The following is a 14,253-nucleotide window of genomic DNA, read 5'->3' as shown; positions in this document are numbered from 1 at the left end:
GGTGTTCCTCATCGTGCATCCTGAGAGGCAGGCGAGGACGTACCCGGAACGTCATCGCGGTTGCTTTGGTCGTGTTGCTTGGCGACGCTGTACATCGGCATCAGCACACGGAAAGTGGTTTTGCGCGGCTGCGACTCGCACTCGATGATGCCGCCGTGATCGCCAACGATCTTGGCGACCAGCGCGAGGCCGAGCCCGCTGCCGGTCTGCTTGGTGGTGACGAAGGGATCGAACAGGTTCGGCAGCAGGTCTTCCGGCACGCCTGAGCCATTGTCTTTGACGCAGAATTCCAGCGGCAGCGAGACCCGCGATTTCTTGCCGGGCACCGACAGCCGCACGCCCGGGCGGAAAGCCGTGGTGAGGTGGATCTCCGCATCGGTGCCGAGGTCGGCGACCGCTTCGGCCGCGTTCTTCACCAGATTGAGGAACACCTGGATCAGCTGGTCCTGGTTGGCGAGCACCGGCGGCAGCGACGGATCGTAGTCCTCGATGAAGCGGACATTGCGGGCAAAGCCGGATTGCGCCAGCCGCTTCACATGGTCGAGCACGGAATGGATATTGACCGGGCCGCGCGCCACCGGACGATCGTCGCCGAACACTTCCATGCGGTCGACCAGCGTGACGATGCGGTCCGCCTCGTCGCAGATCAGCCGCGTCAAAAGCCGGTCCTCGGATGAGGCCTGCTGCTCCAACAGCTGCGCTGCGCCGCGGATGCCGGACAGCGGGTTCTTGATCTCATGGGCGAGCATCGCCGCCAGCGCGATCACCGAACGCGCCGCACTGCGATGGGTGAGCTGGCGGTCCATCTTGTCGGCGATGGTGCGCTCCTGCAGCATAACCACGATGTGGCCGGGCCGCTCGGTCAGTGGCGCGACGTGAAGATCGACCTGGCGATCGCCGCCGATCCGCGGCGTGCCGAGATCGACCTTGTATTCATTGACCGGCGAGCCGCTGGCCCGCACCTGCTCGATCAGCGCAAGCAGCGGGCTGCCGAACGGCACCAGCTCCTTCAGCGACTGCCGGCGCAGGAATTGGGTCGAGATCTCGAAGAAGGATTCGGCGGCGATATTGGCGTCGACGATCCGGCCGTCGGGTGCGACCAGCAGCACCGGATTGGGCAGCGCGTTGAGGATGGCCTCGCCATCGGTAGGCACGGGCCGGCGAAATTCCATGGCTGACGTCATGCGGCAGCACTCCAGGCAAAATCGTCGTAGGCGTCCTCGAGCGAGCGATGCACGCTGGACGGCTGCTCCGCGGTCAGAATCGCCTGCCGCCAGGCCTTCAACGTGGCCGTTGGTGCGCAGCTGTAGGCGGCCGCGGTCTCCAGCGCCCAGCCGAGATGCTTGCGCGCATGCTTGAGCCCGATGCGCAGACCGTAATGGCTGCAGATCTCGTCATAGAGCGCGCGAACATGCTTGAGTTGCTCGGCGAGCGATGGCGCGGTTTCGGCGACCCCGGTCTCGAGCCGGCGGCCGATCTGGCCGGGCAGCCACGGTTGCCCCTGGGCGCCGCGGCCGATCATGACGGCGTCGGCGCCCGACATCTGCAGCGCGCCGACGGCCTTGTGGAATGAGGTGATGTCGCCGTTGACCACGACCGGGACCGAGACGGCGTCCTTGACCGCGCGCACCGCGTTCCAGTTCGCCTCGCCCTTGTAGAACTGGCAGCGGGTGCGGCCATGCACGGTGATCATCTGCACGCCTGAGGCTTCGGCCCGGCGCGCCAGCTCGGGCGAGTTGAGCGAGCGATCGTCCCAGCCGAGCCGCATCTTCAGCGTCACCGGCACCTTGACCGCGGCGATGGTCGCATCGATCAACGTGACCGCGTGGTCGAGGTCACGCATCAGGGCCGAGCCAGACTGGCCGCCGGTGACATGGCGTGCCGGGCAGCCCATGTTGATGTCGATGATGTCGGCGCCGGCGTCCTCGGCGATCCGCGCGCCCTCCGCCATCCAATGGGCCTGGCAGCCCGCAAGCTGGACCACATGCGTCCCGATCCCGGCTGCCTCACAACGCAGCTTCGACATCGGCTTGCCATTCACCAGATCGTCGCTGGCGGTCATCTCGGAGACCACCAGGCCGGCGCCCAAAGTGGCAGCGAGTCGCCGGAAGGGCGCGTCAGTGATGCCGGACATGGGCGCAAGAAGAACCCGGTTGGCGACAGCAATATCGCCTATTTTCAATGGGTTACGAGGAGTACTTTGCACGCCGGTCACAGCCGTCTCGTCGTTTTGCAGCCACGCCATTGCAGCTGACATCGTCTATTCTGCGCACAATTCTTGTGCAGTCAAGGCTCATGCCTACGGTTTAGACATTTGTACCACCGACGCAAGTGCACCGCAACAAAATCTGCTTTTCCCACAGTCAGCGGCAAACGCTCTGTTTTTGCGCAGCGGTCATGCTAAGGGCTGTGCGCGGCGGGCGATCCCCGCCGTCCCCCTCATCCCAGATTCGTCTGTCACTGGTTCAAAATGCCGAAGCTTGAGCGTACCGCAGCTATTCTTGTCGCAGCCGGCCGTGGACTTCGCGCCGGCGCAGGCGGTCCGAAGCAATATCGGACGATCGGCGGGCAGACCGTGATCTACCGCGCCATGGAGGCGTTCTCCGGACATCCTGACGTCTTTGCGGTGCAGCCGGTGGTCAATCCTGACGATGCCGCGCTGTTCGATGAAGCGGTCGCGGGCCTTCGTCACCGACCGCCGACACCAGGCGGCGCGACCCGGCAGGCCTCGGTCCATGCCGGGCTCGAGGCGCTCGCCGCCGAGAAGCCGGACATCGTGCTGATCCATGACGCCGCCCGTCCCTTCGTGACCGAAGCCGTGATCTCACGCGCGATCGCGGCAGCCGGCCGGACCGGCGCGGCGATCCCCGTCATTCCCGTCACCGACACGATCAAGCTCACCGGCGATACCGGCGATGTCGAAGCGACGCCGGAGCGCGCGCGCCTGCGGATCGCGCAGACGCCGCAGGCGTTTCGTTTCGACGTAATATTGGAAGCGCATCGTCGTGCCGCGCGCGAGGGCCGCAGCGATTTCACCGATGATGCCGCGCTTGCTGAATGGGCGGGATTGACCGTTGCGACGTTTGAAGGCGATGCTGCCAACATGAAACTCACCACCCCCGAAGACTTCGTGCGCGAGGAAGCGCGGCTCGCCAGCCAGCTCGGCGACATCAGGACCGGCACCGGCTACGACGTGCATGCCTTTGGCGAAGGCGATCACGTGATGATCTGCGGCGTGCGCGTGCCGCACAGCAAGGGGTTCCTTGCCCATTCCGACGGCGATGTCGGATTGCATGCGCTGGTCGACGCCATCCTCGGCGCGCTGGCCGACGGCGACATCGGCTCGCACTTCCCGCCGAGCGATGCCAAGTGGAAGGGCGCTTCCTCCGACCAATTCCTGAAATATGCCGTCGAGCGCGTTACCGCGCGCGGCGGGCGGATCGCCAACCTCGAAGTGACGCTGATCTGCGAGCGGCCGAAGATCGGTCCGCTGCGCGACACCATGCGGGCGAAGATCGCGGAGATCTCCGGTGTCCACATCTCGCGCGTCGCAGTCAAGGCCACCACCAGCGAGCGGCTCGGCTTCACCGGTCGCGAGGAAGGCATCGCGGCGACCGCGAGCGCCACGGTCCGCCTGCCTTGGGACGAGCAAGGTTGGGACGACAAGGGCCGGAGTGCCTGACATGGGCGGCAGCGACGCTCGTGCCCTCTCCCGCTCGCTGCTCGACCTGTGCCGGATGCGCAAGCTCACGATTGCGACCGCCGAATCCTGCACCGGCGGCCTGGTCGCTGGCGCGCTCACCGACATCCCCGGTTCGTCCGACGTCATTGACCGCGGCTTCGTGACTTATTCGAACGAGGCCAAGCGGGTGATGCTTGGCGTAAAGGCGGCGACGCTGGAGACGTTTGGCGCGGTGAGCAAGGAAACCGCGACCGCGATGGCGATCGGTGCGCTGGAGAAGGCCGGCGTCGACCTTGCGGTCTCGATCACCGGAATCGCCGGCCCCGGCGGGGCGACGCCAGGCAAGCCGGTAGGCCTCGTGCATTTCGCTGTCGCCGCACGCGACGGCCGCATCCTCCATCGTGAGCAGCGGTTCGGCGCGATCGGCCGCAGCGCGGTGCGGCAGCGTTCCGTCGTCGAGGCGCTGCGCATGCTGATGGAACTCGCGCGCCCGCCGCAGGCCGCAAAACCCCGCCGAGAGACTGCCAGCCGGTTGCGACCACGAGTGGCCCGTTCGCCGCGCAGCCACGCCGCGAAACGGCGGCGGCCGCCGCGCGGATGAGACCGGCCGCGGCACCGGCCTCCATATGCTGACCCGCTCTTGATTCACATCAGGTTCTTGCGACGCTCGAGCTCCGCCTCAGTTGGCGTATCGAATTCGAACGAGCCGGTCTTCACCTCGCCGTCTGGAACGTATTTGGCGTGGATGACGCCGGACGGCATGACCTGCGAAGACACCAGCTTCAGATTGCCTGGCTGGCCGCTGTCGGCGAACAGGCGCTTGCCCTTGCCGAGGATGAGCGGCGCGATGAAGAGATTGAGCTCATCGACGAGGCCGGCGGCCAGCAATGTCTTGAGAAAATCACTCGATCCCTGGGTGAGGAGATTCGGTCCGTCGGACTGCTTCAACTTCTTCAAAGCGCCGACGGCGTCGGCCCCAAGCGTCTCGCTGTTCTGCCAGCTCAGCTTGCGGGTGGCGTCGCGGGTGGCGACATATTTCGTGATGCGATCGAACAGCGGGCCGATCGGATCGCTCTTGTCGACATAGGGCCAGTGCGCGGCAAAGATGTCGTAGGTCTTGCGGCCAAGCAGCAGATCGAACGGACTGGCGAACATCTCGCCGATGACCTCGCCGGTCTTCTCGTCGAACAGCGGCGCGAACCAGCCGCCGAAGCTGAAGCCGCCGATCGGATCTTCCTGCGGGCCGCCGGGGGACTGCATGACGCCGTCCAGGCTGATGAAGGCGCCAACAACAATCTTTCTCACTTCGAGCTCCCTGGGTGATTATCATCGAGATGACCCAAGGACGACGTGGACGGGGAGAATCCGACACTCTGCGCGAAATTCTTCGCAAGACTTCCGGCAGTGTCGTCCCATCGCGCGAATCCTGGTCACGTCAGGTCGGGCATGGGCCGGTCGTGTCAATTGCGACTTAGTGACACCATCTCAAGTGGAACCCTGACGTCGCTTCGCAGTTTCTTCCGTTCCAACATGCGGTGTTTCAACCGCAATCCCACAACAAGGAGAAAATGATGAAGTTGGGAACTTTGGTCGTGGCCGCAATTGCCGCGGGCGCCATGACGCTGACCACGATTGCACCCTCAGCTGCCGCGCCGCTCGCGCCCGCGCATTTGCAGGGCCAGCCCAGCTCCGTCGCGCACGTGCAGTACCGCCACTGGCACGGCGGCCCGCGTCACGGTTACCACGGTGGCTATCGCGGCGGCTACTACGGCCACCGTCATCACGGCCGCGGCAATGCCGGCGCGGTGATCGGCGGGCTTGCGGCCGGCGCGATCATCGGCGGCGCGATCGCGGCGAGCCAGGCGAAGGCCAACAACGACGCCTATTGCTCCCGGCGTTTCCGCTCCTACGATCCCGCATCCGGCACCTACATCGCCTCCGGCGGCGTGCGCCGTTCCTGCCCGTAAGTCGGCGCGCGGAACGATTTCCGATCCGCAACAGTCGGTCACGAGTTGACCAGCCTAATCAAAATCGACGGCCCAAGGCCGTCAACATGAAACTGGTTCAGGTCGACCGCCGGCTTGACCTGAACCTTCGGTACAGCGGCGCACGTTTGCAGGTCGCGGTCAGGATCGGCATGAAACAATCCTCATGCCGCCAACGCTCTGGAACCTCGCCGCGTCGGTGCGTAGCTGTCGCGAGCATCCGGGCTCCGTCAGCAATTCTCAGCGCGCCATGCGAGCGCGGGATTGAGCGGGGCGCGTGCTGCTTGCAGCTCCGGCAGATCCGTTTCGGATCTGAAGCTCATGCCTGATCCATTCCAGGTGATCCTGAATCGCAGCTTCGTTCCGCTTGCAGTAAGACCATTTGTGGTGCCGTCGAACCGCGATGAACCCTGCGCGCTTGAGAATCTCAAGATGCCGGCTTGCGGTGGGTTGCGTAATCGCAAGGGCCTCCGCGATCAGCGTCATGCAAACCCCAACTTCGACGGGATCGGCCGACCGTTGATGGCCGAAGTGCCTCCGAGGCCTGGCCAAGAGCCTCAATATCAGCATCCTGGCTTCGCTGGCCAGCGCTCTGATCTGTGCGGATCGTTCCATGCGCCGATCATATTGTCATTTAGCCAAATGACAATATGATCGCGCGCTGCGATGCAGGAAGTCGTTGGGCACGTTGATGACTGATGGATCCGCCGACGAGCCAGGAGACCTGGATGATGCGGCGCCCGCTCGGATTTCAGGTCGGGCGCCGGATCGCGCTGCAACGACGATGCGGCCCGGACACCACGCCTCGCTGAGCGTCGTGGCCCCAATGCTGTTTCTGGTCATGTGGAGCAGCGGTGCAATTTTCGTAAAGCTTGGCCTCATGAGTTCGTCCGTTTGGACGTTCCTTGCCGTTCGCTCCATCGGCGCGACGCTTGTGCTCTCGGTCGTCCTGCTCGTGGCGTTTCGATCCGACTTTCGCGCCGCCCTGGCCCTGCCTGGTCGAACCGTCCTTTGGGCGATCTCGGTCGGCCTGTTGCTACAGGCGGGCTACCAAGGCGCCTATTTCCTGGCTATCGCCCACGGACTGTCACCCAGCACCCTCACGATCATACTGGGTGCTCAGCCTCTGCTCACCCCCTGGATCGCACGAGAAAGGGTGCCGTGGCGGGGCATGGTGCTCTTGCTGGCCGCATTCTTGGGACTGGTATTGGCCGTCGTCGGCACACGCGCGGTAGGCGACGGTTCCGTTTCGGGTGTCGGGTTCGGGGTGATTGCGCTTCTGGCCATCACCGTTGGGACCGCATTGCAGAAGCAAATCGGCGTCGCCGTCGCGCGCTCGATCGTTTGGCAATATATCGGCTCGGCGCTCGTCTTCGGAACAGTCGTGGCGGTGACCGGTTGGCGAGCCACGCTGGATGTCGGCTTCCTGATCTCCGCCGCATGGATGATACTCGTCGTGTCAGTTGGCGCGAACGTACTGCTCCTCTATCTGCTGTCACGACATCAGGCGTCGAAAATCGGCGTCGTATTCTATTTTGTACCGATCGTCACCATGATCGGAGAGCACTACATCTATGGCACGCCGCAAAGTGCGGAAACGGTGATCGGAGCTGCGATCCTCGTGCTGTCCTCGTTGGCCTTTGCCAGGCTCGACCGGTACTGCCGCATCGGAGCACCCGCTGATCGACGCGGACGCATTGCGGCGCGTTTCGCAACGAGAGCGCTTACGTTGACAGCTGCGGCTTGCCGTAAATCTGGTCGGCCCGCTTCTCGAAAGCAAGCGCAAAGCGTCCGAATGCGGCGTCGAACATCGAGCCCATCAGCATCGCCAGCATCCGACTCCTGAATTCGTAGTCCAGGAAGAAGCCGACATCGCATTCGGTCTCCGACTTCGGCTCGAAGCTCCAGCGGTTCTCCAGATTGCTGAACGGGCCGCGCAGATATTCGACCAGGATCTTCAAGTTGGGCCGATCGAGCGTCACCTTGCTGGTGAAGGTTTCCCGCACCAGCTTGAAGGAGACCGTCATGTCGGCGACCACGATTTCGGTGCCGTCGTCCTTGGGCGTCCGCTGACGGATCTTGAGCGCCTGGCACAACGGCACGAATTCCGGATAGCGCTCGACGTCGGCGACCAGATCGAACATTTGAGGTGCGGTGTGGCGGACCCGCCGCTTGCTGGAGAATCGTGGCATCAGTGGATACTCGCACGGTTTTGCTGGCGTGCGAGGCTCTTCAGGTAATCGTCCGCCTGGGTCCGGGCTGTGAAGCAGACCAGCGATTGATCGGGGCGCAGGCCCTCGAAATATTCGACCAGCTTCGGCCGCTGCTGCTCGCGATAGGTCCAGACGTAGCGGAAGAACTCGAGATCAATCTTCTCCGGGCAACCAGCCGCCATCTCGGGGCGAACCTGACCGTAGCTCCCGGCAATGCGCCCCAGGATCCCAAGCATGCAGGTCGACCGCGGCAGGTCGAACCAGATGATCGTATCGGAGAGCTCCCGGCGCAGTTCACCTGCACCATTCCTGGTGTAGTTGCCGTCCATGATCCAGCGCGGCTCGCGCGCGACTTCGATCATGCGACGCTCGAAGTCGTCCTTGTCGGACTCGACCCAGCCCGGCTTCCAGAACAGCGCGTCGATCGACACGGTCGGGATACCCGTCAGAGCGGACAGCCGCCGGGCAAAAGTCGACTTGCCGGACCCGGACGATCCCATCACCAGAACGCGCTGCATTGGTCCAGTCCAAGGTTCGGTCGAGCACGGGCTGGCACCGGCTCACCGAGGTAAAAAGTACTAGCGGCCACGAGCCGTGCGTGCCGCCTGCAGTTTCGCAAAATCCTCGCCGGCATGATGCGACGAGCGTGTCAGCGGGCTCGCCGACACCATCAGAAAGCCCTTGGTATAGGCCACGCGCTCGTAGCCCGCGAATTCGTCCGGGGTCACGTAGCGCATCACGGCGTGATGCTTGCGCGTCGGCTGCAGATACTGGCCGATGGTCAGGAAATCGACCTCGGCCGAGCGCAGATCGTCCATCACCTGGAGCACCTCATGCCGCTCCTCGCCGAGACCGACCATGATGCCCGACTTGGTGAAGATGGTCGGGTCCATCTCCTTGACCCGCTGCAACAGCCGGATCGAATGGAAATAGCGCGCGCCGGGACGGACCGTCAGATAGCGCGATGGCACGGTTTCCAGATTGTGGTTGAAGACGTCGGGCTTGGCCGCGACCACGCGCTCCAGCGCACCGTCCTTGCGCAGGAAGTCCGGCGTCAGGATCTCGATCGTGGTGGTCGGGCAGCGCGCACGGATGGCGCGGATGACTTGCGCGAAATGCTCCGCGCCGCCGTCAGCGAGATCGTCGCGATCGACCGAGGTGATGACGACGTGGGCCAATCCCAGCTTGGACACCGCCTCGGCGACGTGTTCGGGCTCATTGGCGTCGAGCGCGCCCGGCATGCCGGTCTTGACGTTGCAGAATGCGCAAGCGCGGGTGCAGGTGTCACCCATGATCATGAAGGTGGCGTGCTTCTTGTCCCAGCACTCACCGATATTGGGGCAGCCCGCCTCCTCGCACACCGTGACGAGGCCGTTCTCCTTCACGATCTTGCGCGTATCCGCATAGCCGCGCGTGTTCGGCGCGCGAACCCGGATCCAGTCCGGCTTCGGCGGCGATACGGCATCCGGCCGGTTCACCTTTTCGGGGTGGCGCGGGCGGAGCTGGGTGGTGGAGATGGTGTCGACAATGGTGACCATAGGTGCCTGCAAGTCGCGAGAAACCATAGCTAATCGGTGTTGACGCGGCTCGCAACCCGCACCGCGACCCTAGCAGATCAGCCCAGATATTGGCAGTGTTGCGGTCCGTTCCACGCCGATTCCCACCTCAAAATGGCTCAAAAACCCCGCTCGACCCGTGCGACCGTGCCGCGCCTCGGCAAGGCGCTGAAACGCTCCTTCTTCGATCGCAGCGTCCTTGAGGTCGCGCCCGACCTGATCGGCGCGACCTTCCTGGTCGGCGGGGTCGGCGGCATCATCACCGAGGTCGAGGCCTACCATCACACCGAGCCGGCGGCGCACTCGTTCAACGGACCGACCCCGCGCAACCAGGTGATGTTCGGCCCGCCGGGCTTCTCCTATGTCTACCGTTCCTACGGCATCCATTGGTGCGTCAATTTCGTCTGCGAGGAAGCTGGCTCGGCCAGCGCCGTGCTGATCCGCGCGATCGAGCCGACCCATGGGCTCGCCGCGATGCGCCGGCGGCGCGGGCTGGAGGACGAACGCGCGCTATGCTCGGGGCCGGGCAAGCTGTGCGAAGCGATGGGCATCACCATCGCCCATAGCGAGCTGCCGCTGGACCGTCCGCCGATCGCGCTCCACGCCCGGCTGGAGACGCCCGACATCGTCACCGGGATCCGGATCGGCATCACCAAGGCCGTCGAGCTGCCCTGGCGCTACGGGCTGAAGGGATCGAAGTTCCTCAGCAAGCGGTTTTGAACGCCAAGGCGTCTACTCAAGGCGTCCGCTACGACGCCTTCTTCAGCCGCTCGATCGCCTCGAGGATCTTCGCCCGGCGTTCCTGCGCTGCCGCGCGCTTTTCCTTCTCTTCCTCGACGAGCTCTTCCGGCGCGTTGGCGACGAACTTCTCGTTGGAGAGTTTTGCGTCGACGCGCTTGATGTCGGCGTCGGCCTTGCCGAGCTCCTTCTCGAGCCGCGCCCGTTCGGCGGCAAGATCGATCACGCCCTTCAGCGGCAATGCGACGACTTCACCGCGGACCAGCAGCTGCATCGCGCCTTCCGGCGCGGCGTCCGCGAACGAGATCTCCGACAACCGAGCGAGCCGCTTGATGGTGTCGTTCCAGCGCCGCGCACGGTCCCGCGTTTCATCCGAGTTGGTCACGATCACCAGCGGCGTCAGCGTCGATGGCGGAATGTTCATCTCCGCTTTCACCGAACGCATCGTGGTGACGAGATCGACCACCCAGCCGATCTCAGCTTCGGCCGCGGGATCGCTGAACTCGTCGGCGTCGAGCGCGGCAATGACCGGAGGGATGATCGGGTCGACGACTGGACCGGCGGTCGCGATCGCCGCCAGTTGCTCGCCGGTCACGCCCGATTTGCGCGGCCAAGACGCCAGCACCAGGAGGCCGTCGCGCTTCGCGGTCACGGCCCACAGCTCTTCGGTGATGAAGGGCATGAACGGATGCAGCAGCTTGAGGATCTCGTCGCGCGTCCAGGCGATCATGGCGCGGGTCTCGGCCTTGGCCGCGCCCTCCTCGCCCATCAGCACCGGCTTTGCGAGTTCGAGATACCAGTCGCAGAACACGTTCCAGACGAACCGGTAGATCGCGGCTGCCGCATCGTTGAAACGATGATCCTCGATCGTCTCGGTCACCTCACGGGTGACGCGCGAGGTCTCGTGCGCGATCCAGCGGTTCAAGGTTTCCTTCGCGTTCTTCGGATCGAACCCGTCCGGCTTCACGCACTCGTTCATCTCGGCGAAGCGGCAGGCGTTCCAGAACTTGGTCGCGAAATTGCGGTTGGTCTCGACCAGATGCGGCGACAGGCGGATGTCGTGGCCCTGTGCCGCCTCACGGGTCAGCGCGAAGCGCAGCGCGTCGGCGCCGTATTCGTCGATCACGCCGAGTGGATCGATGACGTTGCCCTTCGACTTCGACATCTTGGCGCCCTTCTCGTCGCGGACGAGACGGTGGATGTAGACGGTCGAGAACGGCGCCTGCTTCATGAAATGCAGACCCATCATCATCATCCGGGCGACCCAGAAGAAGATGATGTCGAAGCCCGTGACCAGCGTGTTGGTCGGGTAGTAGCGCGCAACCTCCGGCACATCGTCCGGCCATCCCAAGGTCGAGAACGGCCACAGCGCCGACGAGAACCAGGTGTCGAGCACGTCCTCGTCACGCGTGATGAAGCCCTCGCGCTTGGCGGGGTCCGTGGCCATGTCGTGGCCCTGCTCCGGCGTAATGACCTCCTGCTCGACGTAATAGCCGAGCGCGTTGCCGACAGCCTCTTCCTCGGTCTCGGCGACGAACACCTTGCCGTCGGGGCCGTACCACGCCGGGATCTGATGGCCCCACCAGAGCTGGCGCGAGATGCACCAGGGCTGGATGTTCTCCATCCACTCGAAATAGGTCTTTTCCCAATTCTTCGGCACGAAGGTGGTTTCGCCCGAGCGCACCGCGGCCATCGCCGGCTGCGCCAGCGTCTTGGCGTCGACATACCACTGGTCGGTCAGATACGGCTCGATCACGACGCCGGAGCGGTCACCATGCGGCACCATGTGAGTGTTGGGCTCGATCCGCTCCAGGAAGCCGAACTCCTCCAGCCTCGCGACGATCTTCTTGCGCGCGGCGAAGCGCTCGATCTTGTCGAACTCGGCGGCGAACTCGTCGGCGCCAACAGGCAGGCCGCGCAGATAGTCCTCGTTGCCGACAAGGCTGAGGCAGCCTTCCTGGTCGAGCACGCTGATCTGTGGCAGGCCGTGGCGCTTGCCGATCTCGAAGTCGTTGAAGTCGTGCGCCGGCGTCACCTTGACCGCGCCCGAGCCCTTCTCCGGATCGGAATAATCGTCGGCGACGATCGGAATCTTGCGGCCGACCAGCGGCAGGATGACATGCTTGCCGACCAGGTCCGTGTAGCGCTCATCGTCCGGATGCACCGCGACCGCGGTGTCGCCGAGCATCGTCTCGGGGCGCGTCGTCGCGACCACGATGAACGATTTCGGATCGTCGGGGTTGAAGCTGCGGCCTTCGATCGGATAGCGCAGGTACCAGAGATGGCCCTTGACCTCGACCTGCTGCACCTCGAGATCGGAGATCGCGGTGAGCAGCTTCGGGTCCCAATTGACGAGGCGCTTGTCCTTGTAGATCAGGCCCTCGCGGTGCAGTTCGACGAATACCTTGACGACGGCGCGCGACAGCCCTTCGTCCATGGTGAAGCGCTCGCGCGACCAGTCGCAGGATGCGCCGAGGCGCTTGAGCTGGTTGACGATGGTGCCGCCGCTCTCGGCCTTCCACTGCCAGACCCGCTCAAGGAATTTGGCGCGGCCCATGTCGCGCCGTCCCGGCTCCTGCCGTTCCATCAGCTGGCGCTCGACCACCATCTGGGTGGCGATGCCGGCATGATCGGTGCCGGGCTGCCACAGCACGTCGCGGCCACGCATCCGCTCGAAACGGCACAGGATGTCCTGCAGCGTGTTGTTGAGCGCGTGGCCCATGTGCAGCGAACCGGTCACATTCGGCGGCGGGATCACGATGGTGAAGGGCGCGGCGTCCTTGCGCTCGGGCCTGCCGGCCTTGAACGCCCCGCTCTCCTCCCAGATCCGGGCCATGCGGTGCTCGATATCGGCGGGCTGGTAGTTTTTCTCGATCATGACAATGCGCTGTGGACCATGGGGAAAGGTTAGAAAGCCGCCGGAGCGCACCAAGTCAACCGGACCGGCGCGTCAAAACGGCGTTTTGGGCGATTTGGGCATTTGGGGGCTGAAATGAGGGCTGCCAGGCCCTCGCAGCCGCGCGGAGCTACCGCCCGCGGGAGACCCGTTCGATCTCGGCCTTGACGATCCGCTCGACCAGACCCGGCAGATTGTCGTCCAGCCAGGACTTCAGCATTGGCCGCAGCATCTCCTTGACCAGATCCTCCAGCGTCCGAGCATTGTTGCTCAGCACCGTGTTGGCCAGCGAGTTGAAGGCGGATTCGACCGCCCGCATCGTGGTTCCCGAGATGATCTGCTGCATCGGCGCCGGTTCGATCGCCGGTGGTTCTCGAACGGGTTGTTGGGCTGGTGCCCGGCCACGGGCTTCCGTGAACTCGACGTCGTCCTCCGGCTCGACCTTGCGGAACGACGGCGCCGGAGCCGGCTCCGGCAGCGCCATGTCGTCGGTGAGCTCGAACACATCAGCTTCGGATTGGGCTTCGGGCTGCGGCGACGGCCTGATCTCGGCCGCGGGCGTCGCCTCGTCGAGGCTGGCCAGAAGCGAATCGATATCGTCCTGGCTGTTGCTGGCGGCCGCTGCCGGTGCGGGCGGCGGTGCTTTCGGCGCGGGCGCTGCGGCCTTTGCGGCCGGAGGCGCTACGGGTGGCGGGCTCTTCATCGCGGGCTTGGCTGCCGGAGGTGGCGCGGGCTCAGCCTTCGGAGGCGGTGGTGCAGCGGCAGCCGCCGGCTTCTCGGTCGCGCCCGGCTTCGCCTCGTCGTCGGCAATGATGCGACGGATCGACGCCAGGATCTCCTCCATCGAGGGCTCTTGGACCTTCGCAGGTTGCGTCATCTCCGACTCCACATCGAAACTATTTTACATCAAGCCCGAGAGGATTCGCCGGTTCCGATGATGCGGGCGGAGATTTTCATTGCTCCCGCCCGACTTGTCCCCAGATCACGCCCACCCGAGGCCATTCTGCAAGCTTCGTGTCGCCCAATGCAGCGTGATCACAGGTGGCGTCGCACCTGTCATCACGCTACGCCGGCTCGCCGCGAATCGCCTTGCTGCCCGACAAAACGGTATGTCAGGCCAAATATCGATTGCAAGCAAACGCGCCCGTTCGTGGTCCTGATTAACTCAGAACCACAAACATGG

At 64.5% G+C, this 14,253-nt stretch carries 13 protein-coding genes; 4 read left to right on the top strand and 9 right to left on the bottom strand.

Annotation, left to right across the window (positions count from 1 at the left end; genetic code table 11):
• Nucleotides 1-8 precede the first annotated feature (8 nt).
• Together ACTUWL_RS33540 and dusB are read right to left on the bottom strand one after the other, a co-directional pair.
• The gene (locus tag ACTUWL_RS33540) at nt 9-1,184 is read right to left on the bottom strand and encodes a two-component system sensor histidine kinase NtrB (protein ID WP_021079340.1); all 1,176 of its coding nucleotides are present in this window, start codon (nt 1,182-1,184) and stop codon (nt 9-11) included.
• On the bottom strand, nt 1,181-2,182 hold the full coding sequence (gene dusB, locus ACTUWL_RS33535; RefSeq protein ID WP_106940302.1) for a tRNA dihydrouridine synthase DusB: 1,002 nt from the start codon (nt 2,180-2,182) through the stop codon (nt 1,181-1,183). Before dusB ends, ACTUWL_RS33540 begins: the two co-directional genes overlap by 4 nt.
• A 288-nt stretch (nt 2,183-2,470) precedes the next feature.
• Here dusB and ACTUWL_RS33530 point away from each other — a divergent pair, with 288 nt between their 5' ends.
• Together ACTUWL_RS33530 and ACTUWL_RS33525 are read left to right on the top strand one after the other, a co-directional pair.
• Entirely contained in the window at nt 2,471-3,682 is a 1,212-nt protein-coding gene (locus ACTUWL_RS33530) for a bifunctional 2-C-methyl-D-erythritol 4-phosphate cytidylyltransferase/2-C-methyl-D-erythritol 2,4-cyclodiphosphate synthase (protein WP_021079338.1), read from the top strand.
• A 1-nt stretch (nt 3,683) separates the two neighbouring features.
• Nucleotides 3,684-4,283: a CinA family protein gene (locus tag ACTUWL_RS33525; protein WP_021079337.1), complete on the top strand. Its 600-nt coding sequence runs from the start codon at nt 3,684-3,686 to the stop codon at nt 4,281-4,283.
• A 44-nt stretch (nt 4,284-4,327) separates the two neighbouring features.
• On the opposite strand, the gene ACTUWL_RS33520 is transcribed toward ACTUWL_RS33525, so the two are convergent.
• Complete coding sequence (locus tag ACTUWL_RS33520; protein WP_021079336.1) at nt 4,328-4,987, bottom strand: dihydrofolate reductase family protein; 660 nt, start codon at nt 4,985-4,987, stop codon at nt 4,328-4,330.
• A gap of 263 nt (nt 4,988-5,250) precedes the next feature.
• Between ACTUWL_RS33520 and ACTUWL_RS33515 the strand changes: the two genes are divergently transcribed.
• Nucleotides 5,251-5,649, top strand: a complete 399-nt coding sequence (locus ACTUWL_RS33515; protein ID WP_035651598.1) for a BA14K family protein — start codon at nt 5,251-5,253, stop codon at nt 5,647-5,649.
• Nucleotides 5,650-5,907: 258 nt separating this feature from the next.
• Here the strand turns inward: ACTUWL_RS33515 and ACTUWL_RS33510 are convergent, their stop codons facing one another.
• The 4 genes from ACTUWL_RS33510 to lipA form a co-directional block, all read right to left on the bottom strand.
• Nucleotides 5,908-6,153 (bottom strand): ArsR/SmtB family transcription factor, encoded by a 246-nt coding sequence (locus tag ACTUWL_RS33510; protein WP_409861856.1) that lies wholly within the window; start codon nt 6,151-6,153, stop codon nt 5,908-5,910.
• Between the two features lie 1,238 nt (nt 6,154-7,391).
• On the bottom strand, nt 7,392-7,859 hold the full coding sequence (locus tag ACTUWL_RS33505) for a type II toxin-antitoxin system RatA family toxin (protein WP_021079333.1): 468 nt from the start codon (nt 7,857-7,859) through the stop codon (nt 7,392-7,394).
• Nucleotides 7,859-8,398 carry a hypothetical protein gene (locus tag ACTUWL_RS33500; protein ID WP_021079332.1) on the bottom strand — a complete coding sequence of 180 codons (540 nt, stop codon included), beginning with the start codon at nt 8,396-8,398 and terminating at the stop codon, nt 7,859-7,861. The genes ACTUWL_RS33505 and ACTUWL_RS33500 overlap by 1 nt, the downstream gene beginning before the upstream one ends.
• Nucleotides 8,399-8,458: 60 nt before the next feature.
• Complete coding sequence (gene lipA / locus ACTUWL_RS33495; RefSeq protein WP_021079331.1) at nt 8,459-9,418, bottom strand: lipoyl synthase; 960 nt, start codon at nt 9,416-9,418, stop codon at nt 8,459-8,461.
• A gap of 132 nt (nt 9,419-9,550) precedes the next feature.
• Here lipA and ACTUWL_RS33490 point away from each other — a divergent pair, with 132 nt between their 5' ends.
• Nucleotides 9,551-10,156 carry a DNA-3-methyladenine glycosylase gene (locus ACTUWL_RS33490; protein WP_021079330.1) on the top strand — a complete coding sequence of 202 codons (606 nt, stop codon included), beginning with the start codon at nt 9,551-9,553 and terminating at the stop codon, nt 10,154-10,156.
• Between the two features lie 28 nt (nt 10,157-10,184).
• Here ACTUWL_RS33490 and ACTUWL_RS33485 read toward each other — a convergent pair whose 3' ends face one another.
• Nucleotides 10,185-13,052 carry a valine--tRNA ligase gene (locus tag ACTUWL_RS33485; protein WP_021079329.1) on the bottom strand — a complete coding sequence of 956 codons (2,868 nt, stop codon included), beginning with the start codon at nt 13,050-13,052 and terminating at the stop codon, nt 10,185-10,187.
• 148 nt (nt 13,053-13,200) lie between these two features.
• Nucleotides 13,201-13,947 carry a PopZ family protein gene (locus ACTUWL_RS33480; protein WP_021079328.1) on the bottom strand — a complete coding sequence of 249 codons (747 nt, stop codon included), beginning with the start codon at nt 13,945-13,947 and terminating at the stop codon, nt 13,201-13,203.
• Nucleotides 13,948-14,253: the final 306 nt, after the last annotated feature.

This window comes from Bradyrhizobium sp. WCU1, from assembly GCF_053474805.1.
The sequence above is the reverse complement of the archived record's forward strand: the minus strand, read 5'-3'. Positions and strand labels throughout refer to the sequence as shown.